A 19,492-nucleotide genomic window follows, 5' to 3' on the forward strand; every position below is an offset into this window, starting at 1 on the left:
CGCTGCCGGGGCGGGGCAGTCAGGCGCTTTTCCGCGGCGTGTCGTCGTCCGATTCCTCCAGCTGGGACAGCAGCATCGTCTCCAATTCGCGCTCCAGCTCGCGGGCGCGGGCGAGGTACTCCTCGTTCTCCACCGTGGGTACGTCCGGATCCCAGAGAGAGGCCAGTTCACGCACGGAATTGCGGTCATGATGGTAGAACATATCCTCCAGCTCGGCCGCCTCGAACTCGGACAGACCCATGTTTTCCAGTACATAGCGACCGGCCCGCAGGGATGCGTCGAACATCTCGCGCACGATGTCATTGGCGCCCGCCTGATAGAGGCGAAATACGTGGTTGCGGTCGCGCGCCCGCGCGATGATGTGCAGATCGGGCCTCTCGCGCCGCGCAAACGTCACCAGCCGAACGGCGGCGTCGGGATCATCCAGCGCGGCGACCAGCACCTTGGCATCGCGCAGACCCGCCGCGTGCAGCATCTCGGGGCGGGTCGGGTCGCCAAAGAAGCCCTTGACCCCAAAGCGGCGCATCCGCTGGATCGCGCCCAGATCATGATCGAGCACGACCGTCTCGTAGCCCGAGGAGCGCACAAGACGGTTCACGATTTGCCCGAAACGGCCGATGCCGACGATGATGATGCGGGCCTGCTCGTCGACGTCATCGGGCTCGGCGGCCTCGGCGGCCTCGTCCATATGGCTCGAGAGCCAGTCATAGAGGATGAACAGCAGCGGCGTGATCAGCATCGACATGGCGACGATCAACAGCAGCATTTCGGTCATGTCGGCGGGAACGACATTCTGCTGGCCCGAGAAGGAGATGAGGACAAAGCCGAACTCGCCCGCCTGCGCCAGCGACAGGGTAAAGAGCCACAGATTGCGCCCGCGCAGTTCGAACATGCGGCCCAGCACGTAAAGGATCGCGCCCTTGAGCACGATCACCATCAGTGCCAGACCGAGGATCAGGAATGGCGCGCCAAAGAGCAGGGCAAAGTTGATGCCGGCGCCCACGGTGATGAAGAAGAGACCCAGAAGCAGGCCCTTGAACGGCTCGATATCGCTTTCCAGCTCGTGGCGGAATTCGCTGTTGGCCAAAACGACACCAGCAAGGAAGGCGCCAAGGGCGGGGGAGAGGCCGATCAGATACATCAAGAAGCTGATGCCGCAGACGATCAGCAGGGCTAGGGCGGTATACATCTCGCGCAGGCGCGCGGCGTGGATATAGCGGAAAACGGGCCGCGTCAGGTAGACCCCCGCAATGATGATCGCGCCGACCACCCCCAACGTGACCAGTGTGACGCCCCAGCCGGGCAGCCCGGCCACCAGCGACAGGCTGCTCTCGTGATGGCCGCCGGTGGCCAGTTGCTCGGCCGTGTCGCCGCCCATGGGGCGCTGCAGCGCGTCCTTCAGCACCGTGTCCGGCGTCTGGCGCATGGCCAGAAGGGGCAGGAGGGCCAGCATCGGGATGACCGAGATATCCTGCGTCAGCAGCACGGAGAAGGCCGAGCGCCCGCCCTTGGTTTGCATCAGGCCCTTTTCCGACAGGGTTTGCAGCACGATCGCGGTTGAGGAGAGGGCAAAGATCAGACCGACGGCCAAGCTGACGCTCCAATCATGTCCCAGAGCCATGGCGCCCAGCATGATGATCAGTGTGGTCAGCACCACCTGCATCCCGCCAAGGCCCAGCAGGCGATGGCGCATGTCCCAGAGCGCGCGCGGCTCCAGTTCGAGACCGATGAGGAACAGCATCATCACGACGCCGAATTCCGCGAAATGCTGCAACTCCGCCGTTTCCTGCCCGACAAGGCCCGCGACCGGACCTATCAGGATGCCCGCCGCCAGATACCCCAGCACCGATCCGAGCCCCAGACGCGCCGCAATGGGAACGGCGATCACGGCGGCAGCCAGATAGATCGAGGCCTGGAAGAGAAAGGCGTCCATCGCGGTCTCCTTTGGGGGAACGGCGCACCGCGACGGAGGCGGATGTCGTCCCGGATGAAAACGGGGGCGCAGAGCACCGCGATGCGGTGCCTCCGGCCTTACCCCGGCGGGGTCAGACCTACAAGCATAAGGGCAGAACGAAATGTCGCAACGGCCAAGCGGAGGCCGGGCGGGTGTTTACGCACGATCCTTATGCTTTTGCGTGGAATTTGCGCGGCGGGCGGCAGGCGGCAACGCTAGCCTTGGGGCATCCGCAGCACCACGTTGCGGCCACGCTTGACGTAGCGCAGCTCGCTCTCGCCGATGGCGGCCACCTGTCCGCCGTCCAGCGCGTCGCCGACGCGCACCTTCTGGTAGCGGCCATTGCCAAGGCGGACCAGTGCGCGGCGGCTGGCGCTGGAGCCATAGACGCCGATCAGGTTGACCTCGCGCAGCTTCAGCACGTTCTTCTCCGTCGCCTGTTTCGCCACCGATGCGCTGGTCGGCAAGGCAGGCTGCATCTGCTGCGAGCTTGGCACCGGCTGCGCGGCGGCCTGCTCGCGCGTGCGCTTGACGGTCGTATCGAAATCGCCGGGCCGGCGCAGCGGCGTCAGCGAGGCGGTGACGGCCTGCGGCGTCGCGTTGTCGAACGCATCCTCCAGCGCTTCGGGATCGGCCTCTGCGGCAGCCGGCTGCGTGGCAGTTGCCTCCGGTTGGGCCGAGGCGGCAGCGATCGCGCGGGTCAGTGCGGCGCCATCGACAAGCGGGGCGGCGGCCGCGCCATTCGCGCTAGCCAGCGTGGCGGCCGCGGCTGTCATTGTGGCCGGGCGTGGCTGCGGGCGCAGGATGGCCAGCGACGAGGCATTGCCGGTCACAACGGCATCCTCTGCTGTGGCGATACGCGTCTCGGGCGCGCCCGGAACTTGGGTGGCGTCCGATTCTTCCTGCTCGCCGCCGGTTTCATCGGCGATGGCGGTGCTGGGCCGCACCTTGGGGCGAGTCGTGGCAAGGGCCGGATCGCCGGTGAACGTAATCACCTCGGTCGCGGGCGCGCCACCTTCGACATTCTCGGCATCCGGGGCGGCGACGGGCACTTCGGCTGTCACAGTAACCGTCTGCGCCATGTCTGCGGGCGGCGTCAGGGGCGGGCGGCCCGCAACGACGCGAACGCCCTCGGGCGTCATGGCCCCGTCCGGGGTCGCGCGCACAAAGCCGCGCGCGTCAAAGTCAAAGCGTGTGCCTGCGGGGGGCGGCGCGCCGGGGGCCTCGGGCACGGTGTCGCGCGCATCGGGGGTCCGGCGCGGCAAGCTGGCGGGCAGGCCCAAGTCGATGCCGGGGTCCAGCGACACTTGGTAGAGATCCGTGATCGGCGCGCCCGCGCCGGGCGTTTCAGGCGGGGCGGGGGCCATCTGCCAGATACCGGTGGCGGCATAGCGCGCCATCGCCTCGCTGGGCGACAGGGGCAGGGGGCGATCTGGCAGACTGGCCACCTCGGGGCGGGCTGCGCCGGTATCTTCGGGCAGGGACGCAACGCGCGCCTCGTCGCCGCCCGGCAGCGGCGCGATCAGTGCAGGCGCTTCTGCTTCCTCTTCGGATGCGGCAGGGTCGGCTTCCTCTTCGCTCGTGGCGGGGACGTCCGCCAGCTTGATATCGCCGCCGCCGAAGAACCGCGCCAGCCCGTCATCGAGGAAGATCGAGGCCCAGGCCGCAACGCCCACCAGGAAGAGCAGCAGGATCGCCGTCAGGATCAGACCCAGAAAGCGCGGCTTGCCCCGTACTTCGGTCTGGCGCGCGCCAAAGACGGTCATGCGCTGCTTTTCATCCTCGCGGGGGCGAAATTTGGCGGCCTTGGGCGGGACCTCGTTCGCCTCCTTGTCGGCGCGGGTGCCGAAAAGGCCGGGCAGGCTGGCGCCGGTGGCGGCCGGGGCATCGCTCTCCTGCTCGTCGCTGGCGGCGGCCGCGGCGTCGCGGTCCAGCCGCGCCTCGGGATCGGGCTGAAGGCTGGCGGCAAGTTCGGCCATGAGGGCAGGGTCGTTGACGCCGCTATCGGCGGGGCTGGGCAGGGGCGGAGCGGTGCCGGTGGCGGGGGCAGGCTCGGCCCCGCCGAGCCGGCTCAGCCTTGGTTCGCCCGAGACAAGCGGCGCACGGGGCGAGCCTTCGGCCCCGCGGCTGGCCCGGATCGAGGTGAAAGCCGTCGGCGCCGGTGCCTCGGCCTTGTCGGTGCTCTTGGCGGGCTCGGCCTTGGGCGATGAAGCCGGAGCCTCCGTCGCCATAACCGGCTTGGCGGCATCCGCCTCGGCCTCTGGCGCTTTGTTATTTTTCGGGGCCGGACCGGCCTCGGCCACAGCTTGGGCCGCGGCGGCGGCAACGGGTGCGTCGGTGTCTTCCTCGGCGGGCATCTCGGCATCGCCGGTGATGCGAATCGGCGCGGCATCCCGCTCGATCGTGGTGCCCTCGGGCAGGGCGGTGCCGGCCCAGCGGGTGGCGCCAAAGAACGGCTCACCCCGGAAATCGCCATGTGCAGGGATCGCGGCAAAGCCAACGGGCTCGAACCCGTTCTCGACGGCAAAACTCTCGGCCTCGCCCAGCGTTTCCAGCGCGACGGCGGCGATGTGGATCACGCCTTCTTCGGCGGTCCAGTCATATTCCAGCTCGTCCACCGCGTAGGGTGTCGCGCCGTCCAGCGCGGCGCGCACGGCGGTGTCAGGATCGCCCTCCGCCTCGATAGTGAGGTATTTGATCTGATCCTCGGGGATCACAATCTTACAGGTCTGATCGCCGGGCAGTCGCCCCGCGCGCTCTTGCAGCGCGGCAATGGTGCCGGGGAGGTCCGTATCGTCGAAACGCGCATCGCCGACCCGCGCCCATCCGGAATAGGTCCGGTGCAAAAGGGTCAGGTCCTCACTGGACAGGATCAAGGCAAAATTCGGTTTCATCGCACGTCTCTAGCACCCGGGGCTGCGCGGCGGGAGTCCTGCCGCGCACCATATGATTCTATAGCAGGTTCCTGCCGAACGGAAGGAAAAGCCCCGCTGCCCGGCAAACCCCCGCGCGCTAGCCCGCTTTGGCGAGGGCCTGATTCAAATCGGCGATCAGATCATCCGCAGTCTCGATCCCGATCGAGATGCGCACCACCTCGGGGCCCGCGCCAGACGCGCGCTGCTGATCCTCGCTCAGCTGGCGGTGCGTGGTCGATGCGGGGTGGATCACGAGGCTGCGGGTATCGCCCAGATTGGCCACATGGCTGAACAACTCCAGCGCATCGACGAACTTGACGCAGGCGTCATAGCCCCCCTTGAGCGAAATGGTGAAAAGTCCGCTTGCGCCCTTGGGACAGACCTGCGCCATGCGCCCGTGATAGGGCGAGCTTTTGAGGCCCGCATAGGTCACGCCGGAAATCGCATCATGGCCTTCCAGCCATTCCGCGATCTTCTGCGCGTTGGCGCAGTGGCGCTCCATCCGCAGGGACAGCGTCTCGATCCCCATCAGCGTGTAATGCGCCGCCTGCGGATTCAGCGTCATCCCCAGATCGCGCAGGCCGATGGCGATGCCGTGAAAGGTGAAGGCCAGCGCGCCGAAGGTCTCGTGGAACTTGAGGCCGTGATAGGCAGGCTCGGGTGCGCTGAGCGACGGGAACTTGTCGGAGGCGGACCAGTCGAATTTGCCCGAATCCACCACGGCGCCGCCCGTGACGGTGCCATTGCCGGTGAGGTATTTCGTCATCGAGTGGACGACGAGGGTGGCCCCATGCTCGATCGGGCGGCAGAGGTAGGGCGTGGCGGTGGTGTTGTCCACGATCAACGGCAAACCGGCCTTGTCTGCCACATCCGCAACGCTGCGCAGATCGGCGATATGCCCGCCCGGATTGGCGATGGATTCGCAGAAGATCGCGCGCGTGTCGTCGTCGATAGCGTCTGCGATGGCGTCCATATCGTCGATATCAACGAACCTGGCCGCCCAACCGAAACGCTTGATCGTCTGGCTGAACTGCGTGATCGAGCCGCCGTAGAGCCGCGTCGAGACGACCACATTCTTGCCCGGCCCCATCAGCGGGAACAGCGCCATGATCTGCGCCGCGTGCCCGGACGAGCAGCAGACAGCGCCAGCGCCGCCCTCGAGCGTCGCTATACGTTCCTGCAACGCCGAGACGGTCGGGTTGGTCAGGCGCGAATAGATGTAGCCGACTTCCTGAAGGTTGAAGAGCTTGGCCGCATGTTCGGCATCGCGAAAGGCGTAGGCGGTCGTCTGGTAGATCGGCACCTGCCGCGCGCCGGTGGCCGGATCGGGACGTGCGCCCGCGTGGACCTGCAAAGTGTCAAAACCGAGTGTCATGGGATGCCCCCTCCTGAAAATTCCCTTGGCGGATTTGTAGGGGATGGCGGTGGATCGGGCAATGACCCTGCTGGCCCGGATGATGACGCGGCTGGCGTCAGGGCGCCTAGCGCATCCAGAACCCGTTGCGCTTGATCGTGTTTCGGATGGCTTGCTCGCGCCGGGGCAGATCATCCCGATCGAAGAGCGCGCGCACCTTCATGCCGCGGCCCTGATAGACCATGCGCTTGATCGGCTCGTAGTCCTTGAGCACCTTTTTCACCCGGTTGTGATTGGTGATGTGGTGCAGCGCATCGACGACGTGATCGCCCTCACGCGCATAGAGCAGCGGAAGCAGGCGGTAGTGGCAGCTGACCGCGCCGTCCAGATACCCCTCGGGCAGGGCATCGCGCCCGCCGCCAAAGCTGTGAATCACCAAGGGCAGCGCCACCTGGTCCAGCCACGGGTCCAGCTCCTGGCAGATCAGCTCTTCGGGGGGATCGTCGCGGATGGCGAGCGCATAGTCGAGAAAGCGCTGTCCGAAGGCGCGCGGGCATTTGTAGTAGAAGAAGCCGGCATTGAAGTAGAGGTAGCGTTTCCAATATTCATCGGGTTGGCTCTGGTCGAGCGAGCTTTCGTAATCCAGCCCAAACTTGTCATAGAGCGACTTCCAGATCGCGCCGTATTGCGGCCCGTAAAGCTCGGGTTTGGGCCATGTGCCCTCGCGGCGCAGCGAGGCGCTGGGCCGGGCGAAGTCGAAGGGGACGCTGGTCAGATCGCCGGTGATCAGCGTGTCGGTGTCGAAGAACACGAAAGGCTCGCCCTTGGGCAGGGCTGCCAACGCTTCAATCTTGTTGCCATAGGGGTAGGCATGGCCGAAATGCTGGCTCTGGAACGGGATGATCTCGGCGCCCAGTTCCTCCAGCATGGCGCGCGTCTCCTCCCCCTTGATGCGCGGATCGTTCGGCCAGAGAGGGCCGGGCTGCGGCTCGGCCACCAGCAGGCGCCCCGCGAAGTCCGGGCAATAGCTGCGCAGGGACAGGCAAAAGAGCAGCGCCTCATATTGCAGTCGCCCGGCTTGCGCCACGATCATCACGTTGAAATGCTGCGGTGCTGCCGGCTGCCCTGCCATGTCCATCCTGCTGGTGAGACGCGTTTTTTCGGCACTATAGGGCGCAGATTGCCCTTGCACGAGGGAAAGATGCGCAAAATGCACGCGATTGTTTCACGCACGGCATCAAATTGGAAATTGGGAGGAAAAAGTGGTGGGCGACCCAGGAATCGAACCTGGCGTGCGTCTCCGCGAGGGAGTTACAGTCCCCTGCCACACCTTGCGGCCTGTCGCCCACTTGGCCAGTCGCGCAAGCGCCTGACGTGGGGGGCTGATTACAAGCGCGCCCGTGAGGCGTCAACCGGAAAATGGCCGGGATACGGGCGGATCAAATCCCCTGTGGAAAACGCCTTGCACGCGGGGCGGGGGCACCCGATATTGCGCGGCCTAAGCAGAAGGGGCCACGCGCCATGAAAAAACCGAAATGGGTGGTCGAAAAGGAGCAGGCCAAGAAGGCGGCGGATGCCGAGACGGTCTGGCTCTTTGGTCTGCACGCGGTGCGCGATGCACTGCTGAACCCGGCGCGCGAAAAATTGCGCCTGATCGTGACGCTGAACGCCCGCAACAAGCTGCAGGAGGCGATCGACGCATCCGGCATGACGCCCGAGGAGGTGGATCCGCGCAAGTTTTCCGCGCCGCTCGATCCCGGATCGGTGCATCAGGGGGCCGCGCTTGAGGTCAAGCCGCTGGATTGGGGCGATCTGGAGACGCTGGCGCTGGGCGGCGGCGAGGGCGGGCGCCCGCCGCGCATCATCCTGCTGGACCGTGTGACCGATCCGCATAATGTGGGCGCGATCCTGCGCTCGGCCGAGGTGTTCGGCGCCTGCGCCGTCATCGCGCCGCGCCATCACAGCGCCCCCGAGACCGGCGCGCTGGCGAAAACCGCCAGCGGCGCGCTGGAGCGGCAGCCCTACAAGCAGGTGCGCAACCTTGCCGATGCGATACAGCAGCTACAGAAGATGGGTTATCTGGTGCTGGGCCTCGACGGCGAGGCCCAGCAGACGATTGAGCAGGCGCTGGACGGGCGGCGTGATCGCCCCGTTGCGCTAGTGCTGGGCGCCGAGGGGCCGGGGCTGCGCCAGAAAACCCGCGAGACCTGCGACATTTTGGTGAAAATCCCGTATTTTGGCGCCTTTGGCTCGCTCAACGTCTCAAATGCAGCGGCGGTGGCCCTATATGCCACTCAGGCGCCGGACCAGGCCGCGCCGTAGCTGGAGAAATCATGCGCAAGATCGCCACATGTTGCTATTGCGGCACGCGCGCCGCGTTGGTTTTGCGCGGCGAGGGCCGTCACGAGCTGTCCTGCGCGGCCTGCGGTGCGCCCTTGCACGAGATGAAGGCGATGCCCTGCAACGCGCCGTCGCGAAACGGCGCCCAGCCGAAACCGGCGCCGCGCCGCAAACCCGCGCCCCATCCCTATGACACGCAGCGCGACGATCTGGAGCAGCGCCGGAGGGCCGAGCACGAGGCCTATCGCCAGCCAACCCGCAGGCGCAAACGGCGCAAACCCTTGCTGCGCAAGGCGCTGGAGGAGATATGGGATGTGGTCGAAGATATCTTCGACTGAGCCCGCCATGCTGCAAAAGGTCACATGCCGATCACAGGTCTATTACCGCCTCTTCTTAATCTGAAATTCAGTCCTAAATGATACTGCACAGACGCCGGACCGGAACTTCGGTGTCTATTATCACTGTCCCTCGTTCCGTGACTGCGCCCGAAGTCTGTACTTCGGGCGCTTTTTTGTGGAGCGTTGCGGCGGACAGGCAGACGCGAGGGAGCCACCATGACAGACGACACGATCAGGCAGATACTGAAATCCACGCGGCGCATCGCGCTTGTGGGCGCCTCGGCCAATCCGGCGCGGCCCAGTCATGGTGTGATGCGTTTCCTCTTGGGCAAGGGATATGAGGTGGTTCCGGTCAATCCCGGCCTTGCGGGCCAGAGCCTGCTGGGACAGGAGGTGGTCGCCCACCTTGCCGACATCGAGGGCGATATCGACATGGTCGATGTCTTTCGCAGCCCCGAACACGTGCCGGGCGTCGTGGACGAGGCGTTGGCCGCGTTGCCGAAGCTGCAGACGATCTGGATGCAGCTGGGCGTTGTGCACGAAGAGGCCGCCGAGACGGCCCGCGCGCGCGGTGTTCAGGTGATCATGGATCGCTGCCCGGCCATCGAGTATCCGCGCCTGATGGCCTAAGCCTCAGCCCGCCACAAAATCCGCTGCAATGCGCATCTCACGCATGGGGCGCACATGCGCGATGCAGGCGGCGTAGGTGGGATGCGCCTTGAATGCGCTCAGCGCGGCCTCGTCGGCGAATTCCGCATAAACGATCAGATCAGGCGCCTCCTGCGTGATGACATCGCTGTGCAGGTTGCGGCCGACTTCGAAATGGTCGGCATGCGGAATCTCCGCCAGCATCATCAGGCCCTCGCGGACCTCATCCACGGATTGATCCGCCTTCGCGGAAAAGAAAACGACGTGCCTGATCATCTCAGCCCTTTTGTCTGCTGGCTTTTTCGGCGAGGCCGGATTGGGATTGACGGCGCTCCAACTCGGCCATGACGTCGCTGAGCGCGACACCCCGCGCGCGCAGCATCACCATGAGGTGAAAAAGCACATCCGCCGCCTCGCTGGTCAGCGCCGCGCGGTCGCCCTTGACCGCCTCAATGATGGCCTCGACGGCCTCCTCACCGAATTTCTCGGCGCATTTCTCGGGGCCCTTGGACAGCAGTTTTGCCGTCCAGCTGGTCTCGGGGTCCGCCGCGGCGCGCCGGGCGATGACCGCTTCCAGATCGTCGAGGGTCATAGTCCCGTCCTCATCGGTATTCCGGCGGCGGCCATATGCGCCTTGGCCTCGCCTATCGTGAACTCGCCGAAGTGAAAGATCGACGCGGCCAGCACCGCGCTGGCGCCGCCCTCGATTACGCCATCCACCAGATGGTCCAGTGTGCCGACACCGCCCGAGGCAATGACGGGAACATCCACCGCGTCCGATATCGCCCTCGTGAGAGGCAGGTTGAACCCCGCGCGCGTGCCGTCCCGGTCCATCGAGGTCAGCAGGATCTCGCCCGCGCCATAGCCCGCGACCAGCCGCGCGAATTCCACCGCGTCGATGCCCGTCTCGCGCCGCCCGCCATGGGTGAAGATCTCCCACTTGCCGGGGCTGACCGTCTTGGCGTCGATTGCCACGACGATGCACTGGCTGCCGAACTGGTCCGACGCCTCGCGCACCACCTCGGGCCGGGCCACGGCGGCGGAGTTGAAGCTGACCTTGTCCGCCCCCGCCAGCAATAGCGCGCGCACATCGGCAGGCGTGCGCACGCCGCCGCCCACGGTCAGCGGAATATAGCATTGCTCGGCCGTGCGCCGCACCACGTCGAACATGGTGCCGCGATTCTCATGCGTTGCGTGAATGTCGAGGAAACACAGCTCATCCGCGCCGGCGGCATCATAGGCGCGCGCGGCATCCACCGGATCGCCCGCATCGCGCAGATCGACGAAGTTGACGCCCTTGACCACGCGGCCATCGGCCACGTCGAGGCAGGGGATGATGCGGGTTTTCAGCATGGTGGATCCGGCCCTTGGCGTGTCAGGCGATTGTCTATGGCCAAATCGCGCTACATGCTAGGGCCAGAAGATGAAAAACCGGACAAGGAGATTTCATATGAGACGACTTATCGCAGCCGCGCTGTTCGCGGTGATGGGCAGCACCGCCTTTGCCAGCGAAGAGAGCGTGACCCATGTCGAGGCCGCCGGTGGTGTGACCGAGACGATGGACAGCCTCGAAGCGGCTGTTACCTCGGCCGGGGCCACCGTCTTTGCCCGCGTCGATCACGGCGCCGGGGCCGAGGGCGTGGGCATCGACCTCAAGCCGTCACAGCTTCTGATCTTCGGCAATCCCAAGCTGGGCTCGCAGGCGATGGAGGATGATATCCTTGCCGGTCTGCATCTGCCGATGAAGGTGCTGGTCTACGAATCGCTCGACGGGCAGGTCTACCTCGCTTACGAGGATCCGGCCGTCATGCTGGGCAATCTCAGCGGGGTTGAGCCGGGCGCCACCTACATCGCCGAAATGCGCGCCGCCCTTGGCAAGCTGACCAGCAAGGCCGCTGGCCCGGCCAACTAAAGCTTAGCGCAGCGCGTCCAGCGCGCTGCGCAAATCCAGCGCCCCGTCATAGAGCGCGCGGCCAGAAATGGCACCGTCCAGCGGCGCGCCGCAGTCACGCAGCGCCAGCAGATCATCCAGCGAGCTGACGCCGCCTGATGCGATGACCGGAATGCTGACCGCATGGGCCAGCGCCGCTGTCGCTTCGATATTCGGGCCCTGCATCGCACCGTCACGCTCGATATCGGTATAGATAATGGCGGCCACGCCCGCGTCTTCGAGACTGCGGGCGAGGTCGGTAACCATCACCTCGGTTTCCTCGGCCCAGCCCTTGGTCGCAACACGCCCGTTGCGCGCGTCGATTCCCACGGCCACTTGTCCTGGAAACGCTTTGGCCGCCTCACGCACCAGCGCCGGATTTTCGACGGCTACGGTGCCAAGGATCACCCGCGCCAAACCTTTCGACAGCCACGCTTCGATCGTCGCCATGTCGCGAATGCCGCCGCCCAGCTGTGCCGGCACCTTGCAGCGTTTCAGAATGTCCTCGACCGGCGCGGCATTGACCGGCGTGCCCGCAAAGGCCCCATTCAGATCGACAAGGTGCAACCATTCGCAGCCCGCCGCGACAAAGGCTTCGGCCTGCGCTGCGGGGTCGTCATTGAAGACGGTGGCGGCATCCATTTCGCCGCGTAAAAGGCGCACGGCCTGGCCGTCCTTGAGGTCGATGGCAGGGTATAGGATCATGATATGTCTCGCAAAATGAGGTCAGGGCGTCCAGCGCAGGAAATTCGAGATCATGCGCAGCCCGGTCACCTGGCTTTTCTCGGGGTGGAATTGCGTGCCGATCAGGTTGTCACGGCCCACCACGGCAGTGACCTGCCCGCCATAATCCACATGCGCCAGCAGATGCGCGGGATCGGCCACCTGGAACTGGTAGGAATGGACGAAATAGGCATGCTGGCCGGTCTCGATACCGTCGAACACGGGGTGCGCCCTGTCCAGCACCAGATCATTCCAGCCCATATGCGGCACCTTCAGCGCCTGATCGGAGGGCGTGATCGCTTCGACCGTGCCGCCGATCCAGTCAAAGCCCGCCGTCTCGCCATGCTCCAGTCCGCGCGTGGCCAGCATCTGCATCCCGATGCAGATCCCCATGAAGGGGCGGGCATTATCGATCACCGCCTCGCGCATCGCCTCGAACAGCCCGCGATGGTCATAAAGCTCGGCCCTGCACGCGGCAAAGGCGCCGTCGCCCGGTAGCACGATCCGATCGGCGTGGCGTACGGTTTCGGGATCCGAGGTCACGATCACCTCGCCCGCATCCACCTTGCGCGCCATGCGCTGAAACGCTTTTTCGGCCGAGTGCAGGTTGCCGCTCTCGTAATCGACGATGACCGTGCGCATCAGATCACAGCGTCCCCTTTGTAGACGGTATCGCATCCGCCTTGCGCGGATCGGTCTCGACCGCCTCTCGCAGCGCGCGCGCGACCGCTTTGAACGCCGCCTCGGCCATGTGGTGGCTATTGATCCCATGCAGCGCATCGACATGCAGAGTCATGCCGGAATGCGTTGAGAATGCCTGGAAAAACTCGCGCACCAGCTCGGTGTCGAATGTGCCGATCCTGGCGGTAGGCAGGTCCATGTTCCACACCAGATAGGGACGCCCCGAGAGGTCCAGCGCCGCGCGCACCAGCGCATCATCCATCGGCAAAAGGCAGGCGCCATAGCGGCGAATCCCGCGCTTGTCGCCCAGCGCCTCGGCCAGCGCCTGGCCCAGCGCGATGCCCACATCCTCGACACTGTGGTGATCGTCGATATGCAGATCGCCCTCGCAGGTCACTTCCATGTCGATCAGCGCATGGCGCGCCAGCTGGTCCAGCATGTGATCGAAAAAACCGACGCCGGTCTTGTTGGAATAGTTGCCCGAGCCATCCAGCGTGATGGCCACGCGAATATCGGTCTCGGCGGTCTTGCGGGTGATGGTGGCGCTGCGCATGTCGGTCTCCTGCTCTTTGCCGCGCTTATAGGCAGATCGCGCCGCCCCGCCAAGGGCTGCGCGGCAAAACGCGCATGCCGAAAACAGAAAAGGCCGCCCGAAGGCGGCCTTGATCTTGTGACCGTGGGTAGCGGTCTAATTGGAGCGGGCGAGGCGATTCGAACGCCCGACCCTAACCTTGGCAAGGTTATGCTCTACCCCTGAGCTACGCCCGCACCGATTGAGGGGTATCTACAAATTGCGGGCGGAGGCCGCAAGGGCAAATTTCGGGCAAAATGAAAAAAGTGGGATCGTCAGAGGCCGCCGTCGGGGCAACTTTGATTGTTCCAAAAATACTCTGGGGGTCCGGGGGGTGAAACCCCTAGCCGCCGCATGCAGGCACGCGGGCCTCAGACGTAGCTCAGCGTCCGCCTGCCGGGGATCCCGAAATCCTCGGAATGCATGACGGGGCCTTCCTCGCCCAAGTAGAGAATGCCATAGGCCCCCGGCTCGTCGACGGAGGTATCCGTGTCCATGCCGGGCTGCAGGATGGGCGATTGGTGGCAAGGGCTCTTGAGAACCGTGGTCGCGATTCCGCCCGCAGCGCCCGAGATCGTGCGGTGCACATGGCCCGCGACGATCTGGCAGGTGCTGGCGCGGTGTTTGAGCAGGGCAAGGAACTCGGCCCGATTCGCGAGGCCGATTTCGTCCATCGCGGCAAAGCCGACCGGCATCGGCGGATGGTGCATGAAGACGGCGGTGCGCCGCCCCTCGGCGGCGGCCAAAGCCGCGTCCAACCATTGAAGTCGCGCGTCGCATAGCAAGCCTGCATGATGACCGTCATCGACCGTATCAAGCACGATCAGGCGCGTGTCGCCCGTGTCGATCACCTCGCAGACGTGCCCCTCGGGGGTCAGCGGCGCCTCTGGGAACGCCTCGGCAAAATGCGCGCGGCGGTCGTGATTTCCGATGGTCAGATGCACGGGCAGGGGGCAGTCCGCCAGCGCGCTGCGCAGGCGGGCGTATTCCGCAGGGTGGCCGTGATGCGTCAGATCTCCGGTGATGACGATGCGCTCGGCCTCGGGGAACTGCGCCAGCGCATGGGCCAGCCCCTCGCGAAAGCGCGCATCGGGGTCCAGATGGCCGATCAGCGCGCCCGGGGCTGTGTAATGCAGATCGGTGAAGATCAAAATCTTGCGCATGCCGCCTATTCCAGTTCGATCAGCAGGTCCTTGGCGTCAATCTGTCCGCCCGGTGTGACGTGGACGGATTTGACCACCGCGTCCCGCTCGGCATGCAGGCCCGTTTCCATTTTCATCGCCTCGATGGTCAGCAAGAGATCGCCCGCCTTGACGCTTTTGCCCGGGGTGGCCGAGACGCTGGCCACGACGCCCGGCATCGGCGCGCCGATATGGTTCGGATTACCCGGCTCGGCCTTGGGGCGGGCCGCGGTGGTGGCCTTGACCAGCCGGTTGGGCACGCGGATGACGCGGGGCTGGCCATTCAGCTCGAAGAAGACCTTGACCTCGCCGTCCTCGCCCGTCTCGCCCACGGCCTGCAGGCGGATTTCAAGGATCTTGCCGGGATCAATCTCGGCCGTGATCTCCTCGGCCGGCTCCATCCCGTAAAAGAAGGTCCGTGTCGGCAGGGTCCGCACGGGGCCGTAGATGCGGTGGCGGCCCATGTAATCGAGGAAGACCTTGGGATACATGAGATACCCGTTCAGGTCCTCATCATCGACGGCACGGCCTTCCAGCTGCGCGCGCAGTTCGGCGCGGGTGGCCTCCAGATCGACGGGCGGCAGATGCGCGCCGGGACGCTCGGTATTGGGCGCCTCGCCCTTCAGCGCTTTCTTCACCAGCGGCACGGGAAAGCCACCGGGAGGCTGGCCCAGATTGCCGCGCAGCATGTCGATCACCGAATCGGGGAAAGACACGTCATGCGCCGGGTCCTCGACCTGCGCGCGGGTCAAACCTTGGCTCACCATCATCAGCGCCATGTCCCCCACCACCTTGGACGAGGGCGTGACCTTGACGATATCGCCGAACATCTGGTTCACGTCGGCATAGGTCTGCGCCACTTGCGGCCAGCGGTCCTCCAGGCCCATCGAGCGGGCCTGCTCCTTGAGGTTGGTGAACTGCCCGCCGGGCATCTCGTGCAGATAGACCTCGGACGAGGGGGCCTGCATCGACGATTCGAATGCCGCGTAATGCCCGCGCACATTGTCCCAATAGTCCGAGATTTCGCGCACGGCGGCGATGTCGAGGCCGGTTTCGCGCTCGGTATGGGCCAGCGCCTCGACGACCGAGCCAAGCGTGGCCTGGGAGGTATTGCCGCTGAGCGCGTCCATCGCGCAATCGACCGCATCGACACCCGCGTCGGCGGCGGCGAGAATCGTAGCGCTGGCAATGCCGGCGGTGTCGTGGGTGTGAAAATGGATCGGCAGGCCGACCTCGTCCTTGAGCGCCGTGATCAGCTTGCGCGCGGCGGCGGGCTTCAGGAGGCCTGCCATGTCCTTGAGGCCCAGCACATGCGCGCCCGCCTTCTCCAGATCGCGGGCCATGCCGACATAGTATTTCAGGTCATACTTGGCACGGTCGGGGTTCAGGATATCGCCCGTGTAGCAGATCGAGCCTTCGCAGATCTTGCCGCTCTCGACGACGGCATCCATCGCCACGCGCATGTTTTCCACCCAGTTGAGCGAGTCGAACACGCGGAACACATCGACGCCCGTCTCGGCGGCCTGACGCACGAATTCCTGCACCACGTTATCGGGGTAGTTGGTGTAGCCGACGCCGTTCGAGGCGCGCAGCAGCATCTGCGTCATCACGTTGGGCATCGCTGCGCGCAGATCGCGCAGGCGCTGCCACGGGCATTCCTGCAAGAAACGGTAGGCGACATCGAAAGTCGCGCCGCCCCAGCACTCGACCGAGAAGAGCTGCGGCAGATGCGCGGCATAGGCGGGCGCGACGCGGATCATGTCGCGGCTGCGCATCCGCGTCGCCAGCAGCGACTGGTGCCCGTCGCGCATCGCCGTATCGGTGATCAGCAGTTGTGTCTGCGCCTTCATCCAGTCGGCCACGGCCTGAGGGCCTTTTTCCTCGAGCAGATTGCGCGTGCCGGGCTGCGGCGCGCAGCGGGGCTTGGGCGGGCGCGGATCCTTGAGATCGGCGCGCGGGCGCGGGCGGTCCTTGGTCTCGGGATGCCCGTTCACGGTGATATCCGCGATATAGGTCAGCACCTTGGTGCCCCGGTCGCGGCGCGAGCGGAAGTTGAAAAGCTCGGGCGTGTCGTCGATGAACTTGGTCGTGTAGGTGTTGTCGAGGAATGTGGGATGTTTCAGCAGGTTCTCGACAAAGGCGATATTGGTGCTGACGCCGCGAATACGGAACTCGCGCAGCGCGCGGTCCATCCGCGCGATCGCCGCCTCGGGCGTTTGCGCATGGGCCGTCACCTTGACCAGCAGGCTGTCGTAAAAGCGGGTGATGACGCCGCCCGCATAGGCCGTGCCGCCGTCAAGGCGAATGCCCATGCCGGTGGCCGAGCGATAGGCGGTGATGCGGCCGTAATCGGGGATGAAGCTGTTCTGCGGATCCTCGGTCGTGATGCGCGTCTGCAGCGCGTGGCCATGCAGGCGGATATCGTCTTGGCTCTTCTTGCGCGTCGCCTCGGCCAGCGTCTTGCCCTCGGCGATCTTGATCTGCGCCTGCACGATGTCGATGCCGGTGACTTCTTCGGTCACAGTATGCTCGACCTGCACGCGGGGGTTCACCTCGATGAAGTAGAACTGGTTCGTGTCCATATCCATCAGGAACTCGACCGTGCCGGCGCACTCGTAATCCACATGTTTGCAGATCTTGTAGCCCAGCTCGCAAATCTCGGCGCGCTGGATTTCGGTCAGATAGGGCGCGGGCGCGCGCTCGACCACTTTCTGGTTGCGGCGCTGGACAGAGCAGTCGCGCTCATACAAATGATACATGCCCCCATGCTTGTCGCCGAGGATCTGCACCTCGACATGGCGCGCGCGTAGGATCATTTTCTCCAGGTAGCCCTCGCCATTGCCAAAGGCCGCCTCGGCCTCGCGGCGGCCTTCCAGCACCTTTTCTTCCAGCTCGTCCGGTCCGTTGATGGGACGCATCCCGCGCCCGCCGCCGCCCCAGGACGCTTTCAGCATCAGCGGATAGCCCACCTCGGCGGCCTCGGCCCGGATGGCGTCCATATCGGTCCCCAGAACCTCGGTCGCGGGAATGACAGGCACGCCCGCTTCGATGGCGACGCGCCGAGCGCTGGCCTTGTCTCCCAGCTGGCGCATGGTCTTTGCCTTCGGGCCGATGAAGGTGATGCCGTTCGCCTCGCAGGCATCGACGAAATCGGGGTTCTCGCTGAGCAGGCCATAGCCGGGATGGATGGCGTCGGCGCCCGATTCCTTGGCAACGCGGATGATCTCGTCGATGCTCAGATAGGCGGCAACGGGGCCCAGCCCTTCGCCGATGCGATACGCCTCGTCGGCCTTGAAGCGATGCAGGCCCAGCTTGTCCTCTTCGGCAAAGACCGCGACCGTGCGTTTGCCCAGCTCATTGGCGGCGCGCATGATGCGGATGGCGATCTCGCCGCGATTGGCGATCAGGATTTTCTTGAACTCGGTCATTGTGCGTCCCCCGGTTATGTCACGCGCGGGTCACTGCCCGGTTGCGCGCAGAGTGCGAATTGCCGCAGCGCAGCGCAAGGTATTTCCAGTCTTGTAGAAATCGCGCCGGATTCGCGCAACAGATGCGGCGCGCGGCCCACCCATTTGCGACATTTCCTACCCGGTTCGGTCCGGGATCAGTCGTCCGGGCAAGTCCGCAAGGCGGCGCGCGCCAAGCTGGCCCATATTGGCCGTCATGTCGGCGGCAAGGATATGCGCCAGATACGCGGGCCCCTCGGGGCCAAGTGCGGCCAGCGCGTAATGCCAGGGGCGCGCCATCATTACGAAATCTGCCCCCAGCGCCAGCGCGCGCAGGATGTCGAGTCCGCCCGTGATGCCCCCGTCGAAGATTAGCGGCAGGTCTGTCGCGGCGCGAATCCGCGGCAGTTGCCGCACGGTGGCAGGTGCGCCGTCGAATTGTCGCCCGCCGTGGTTTGAGATCCAGATGCCATCGACCCCGGCCTCTTGCAGCCTCGGCACATCGGCGGGGTCGAGCACGCCTTTGACCACCAGCGGGCCGTCCCAATTCACGCGCAGCCAGTCCAGATATCCGGCATCTGGCGAGGTGCGCAGCAGGTATCCGGCGTGCGCCGTCGAGGGCAGGCCGCTGGTATCGCCCGCATAGCTGTCGATCATGCGCATGCGCGGCATGCCCATCCGCGCCATGCCCAGCGCCCAGGCTGGGCGCTGGGCCACCTGCGCCATCAGCCGGGGCGTCAGGCGCGGCGGCTGCGTCAGGCCCGAGCGTGTCTGACGCTCGCGCCGCGAGGCGACAGGCACATCGACGGTCAGCACAAGCACCTTGAAACCCGCCTTGCGCGCGCGCTCCAGCATGTCGCGACGAATGCCCTCATCGCGCGGCGGGTAAAGTTGAAACCAGGCGTCATCGCCTGCCAGCGGGCCGATATCCTCGGGCGTTTGCGCGGCGACGGTCGAGAGGGTGTAGGGCATTTGCGCGGTGGCCGCGGCGCGGGCCAAGTGGCGCTCGGCATTGGGCCAGACAAGGCCCGACATACCCACCGGGCCGATGCCGAAGGGCAGGGGGTGCGCACGCCCAAAGAGGGTTGTGGCAAGGTCCGGCGTGAATTCGCCATGCAGGATCGAGGGCATCATTTCGACCTCTTGCAGCGCGGCGGGGCCACCATGGCGCGCGCGCTCGGTTCCCGTGCCGCTGTCGAGATATTCCCAGACGAAACGGGGCAGTCGGGCGCGGGCGCGGGCCTTGAGATCGCTGAGGGCAGGGTATGTCGCGTCGTGGCTCATGCGCCGCATTTGGCGCAGCGGAGCGCGCCTTGTCCAGTGCTGTCGCGATGTGGCACGCTTCGCGTGGGAATGTGGTGACCGCCCGAGAGTTGCTGTAAGGATTTGGTCGCGCCGTGCGACCGGGCAA

Annotated in this window: 17 protein-coding genes and 2 tRNA genes; 4 read left to right on the forward strand and 15 right to left on the reverse strand. The window is 65.5% G+C overall.

The features are described 5' to 3' along the window. Positions 1–19 precede the first annotated feature (19 nt). The 5 genes from ACEWPL_RS08530 to ACEWPL_RS08550 all read right to left on the reverse strand — a co-directional run bounded on the left by ACEWPL_RS08530 (position 20) and on the right by ACEWPL_RS08550 (position 7,570). Positions 20–1,933: a cation:proton antiporter domain-containing protein gene (locus ACEWPL_RS08530; RefSeq protein ID WP_393931339.1), complete on the reverse strand. Its 1,914-nt coding sequence runs from the start codon at positions 1,931–1,933 to the stop codon at positions 20–22. A 236-nt stretch (positions 1,934–2,169) separates the two neighbouring features. Beyond that, complete coding sequence (locus tag ACEWPL_RS08535; protein WP_393931341.1) at positions 2,170–4,848, reverse strand: hypothetical protein; 2,679 nt, start codon at positions 4,846–4,848, stop codon at positions 2,170–2,172. 118 nt (positions 4,849–4,966) lie between these two features. Next, positions 4,967–6,244 carry an O-acetylhomoserine aminocarboxypropyltransferase/cysteine synthase family protein gene (locus ACEWPL_RS08540; protein ID WP_393931343.1) on the reverse strand — a complete coding sequence of 426 codons (1,278 nt, stop codon included), beginning with the start codon at positions 6,242–6,244 and terminating at the stop codon, positions 4,967–4,969. A 106-nt stretch (positions 6,245–6,350) separates the two neighbouring features. Continuing rightward, the gene (locus tag ACEWPL_RS08545) at positions 6,351–7,355 is read right to left on the reverse strand and encodes a hypothetical protein (protein ID WP_393931345.1); all 1,005 of its coding nucleotides are present in this window, start codon (positions 7,353–7,355) and stop codon (positions 6,351–6,353) included. A gap of 131 nt (positions 7,356–7,486) precedes the next feature. Then, positions 7,487–7,570, reverse strand: a tRNA-Tyr gene (locus ACEWPL_RS08550). A 174-nt stretch (positions 7,571–7,744) separates the two neighbouring features. On the opposite strand from ACEWPL_RS08550, the gene rlmB reads away from it, so the two are divergent. The 3 genes from rlmB to ACEWPL_RS08565 all read left to right on the forward strand — a co-directional run bounded on the left by rlmB (position 7,745) and on the right by ACEWPL_RS08565 (position 9,531). Continuing rightward, the gene (rlmB, locus tag ACEWPL_RS08555) at positions 7,745–8,545 is read left to right on the forward strand and encodes a 23S rRNA (guanosine(2251)-2'-O)-methyltransferase RlmB (protein WP_393931347.1); all 801 of its coding nucleotides are present in this window, start codon (positions 7,745–7,747) and stop codon (positions 8,543–8,545) included. A gap of 11 nt (positions 8,546–8,556) precedes the next feature. Beyond that, positions 8,557–8,901 carry a hypothetical protein gene (locus ACEWPL_RS08560; protein WP_393931349.1) on the forward strand — a complete coding sequence of 115 codons (345 nt, stop codon included), beginning with the start codon at positions 8,557–8,559 and terminating at the stop codon, positions 8,899–8,901. Between the two features lie 216 nt (positions 8,902–9,117). Next, a complete protein-coding gene (locus tag ACEWPL_RS08565; RefSeq protein WP_393931351.1) occupies positions 9,118–9,531 on the forward strand; it encodes a CoA-binding protein in 414 nt (137 codons plus the stop codon). 3 nt (positions 9,532–9,534) lie between these two features. Here the strand turns inward: ACEWPL_RS08565 and ACEWPL_RS08570 are convergent, their stop codons facing one another. From ACEWPL_RS08570 to hisF, 3 genes are read right to left on the reverse strand one after another with little or no spacing between them, the layout of a single operon-like run. After that, positions 9,535–9,825, reverse strand: coding sequence for a Dabb family protein (locus ACEWPL_RS08570; RefSeq protein WP_393931353.1), 291 nt, complete (start codon positions 9,823–9,825; stop codon positions 9,535–9,537). Position 9,826: 1 nt separating this feature from the next. Next, on the reverse strand, positions 9,827–10,141 hold the full coding sequence (locus ACEWPL_RS08575; protein ID WP_393931355.1) for a phosphoribosyl-ATP diphosphatase: 315 nt from the start codon (positions 10,139–10,141) through the stop codon (positions 9,827–9,829). Then, on the reverse strand, positions 10,138–10,902 hold the full coding sequence (gene hisF, locus ACEWPL_RS08580; protein WP_393931357.1) for an imidazole glycerol phosphate synthase subunit HisF: 765 nt from the start codon (positions 10,900–10,902) through the stop codon (positions 10,138–10,140). The genes ACEWPL_RS08575 and hisF overlap by 4 nt, the downstream gene beginning before the upstream one ends. A 97-nt stretch (positions 10,903–10,999) precedes the next feature. On the opposite strand from hisF, the gene ACEWPL_RS08585 reads away from it, so the two are divergent. Continuing rightward, complete coding sequence (locus ACEWPL_RS08585) at positions 11,000–11,461, forward strand: DUF302 domain-containing protein (RefSeq protein ID WP_393931359.1); 462 nt, start codon at positions 11,000–11,002, stop codon at positions 11,459–11,461. A gap of 3 nt (positions 11,462–11,464) precedes the next feature. Here ACEWPL_RS08585 and hisA read toward each other — a convergent pair whose 3' ends face one another. The 7 genes from hisA to ACEWPL_RS08620 all read right to left on the reverse strand — a co-directional run bounded on the left by hisA (position 11,465) and on the right by ACEWPL_RS08620 (position 19,365). Beyond that, positions 11,465–12,184, reverse strand: coding sequence for a 1-(5-phosphoribosyl)-5-[(5-phosphoribosylamino)methylideneamino]imidazole-4-carboxamide isomerase (gene hisA / locus ACEWPL_RS08590; protein ID WP_393931361.1), 720 nt, complete (start codon positions 12,182–12,184; stop codon positions 11,465–11,467). A 21-nt stretch (positions 12,185–12,205) separates the two neighbouring features. After that, complete coding sequence (gene hisH / locus ACEWPL_RS08595; protein ID WP_393931363.1) at positions 12,206–12,844, reverse strand: imidazole glycerol phosphate synthase subunit HisH; 639 nt, start codon at positions 12,842–12,844, stop codon at positions 12,206–12,208. Between the two features lie 4 nt (positions 12,845–12,848). After that, positions 12,849–13,436 (reverse strand): imidazoleglycerol-phosphate dehydratase HisB, encoded by a 588-nt coding sequence (gene hisB, locus ACEWPL_RS08600; RefSeq protein WP_393931365.1) that lies wholly within the window; start codon positions 13,434–13,436, stop codon positions 12,849–12,851. A 140-nt stretch (positions 13,437–13,576) separates the two neighbouring features. Then, a tRNA-Gly gene (locus ACEWPL_RS08605) sits at positions 13,577–13,651 on the reverse strand. Between the two features lie 174 nt (positions 13,652–13,825). Continuing rightward, positions 13,826–14,617 (reverse strand): phosphodiesterase, encoded by a 792-nt coding sequence (locus ACEWPL_RS08610; RefSeq protein WP_393931367.1) that lies wholly within the window; start codon positions 14,615–14,617, stop codon positions 13,826–13,828. 5 nt (positions 14,618–14,622) lie between these two features. Next, positions 14,623–18,063, reverse strand: a complete 3,441-nt coding sequence (locus tag ACEWPL_RS08615) for a pyruvate carboxylase (RefSeq protein ID WP_393931369.1) — start codon at positions 18,061–18,063, stop codon at positions 14,623–14,625. Positions 18,064–18,219: 156 nt separating this feature from the next. After that, positions 18,220–19,365 carry an alpha-hydroxy acid oxidase gene (locus ACEWPL_RS08620; RefSeq protein WP_393931371.1) on the reverse strand — a complete coding sequence of 382 codons (1,146 nt, stop codon included), beginning with the start codon at positions 19,363–19,365 and terminating at the stop codon, positions 18,220–18,222. Positions 19,366–19,492 lie beyond the last annotated feature (127 nt).

Origin of the sequence: Roseovarius roseus (assembly GCF_043355935.2) — a bacterium.
GTDB lineage: Bacteria > Pseudomonadota > Alphaproteobacteria > Rhodobacterales > Rhodobacteraceae > Roseovarius > Roseovarius roseus.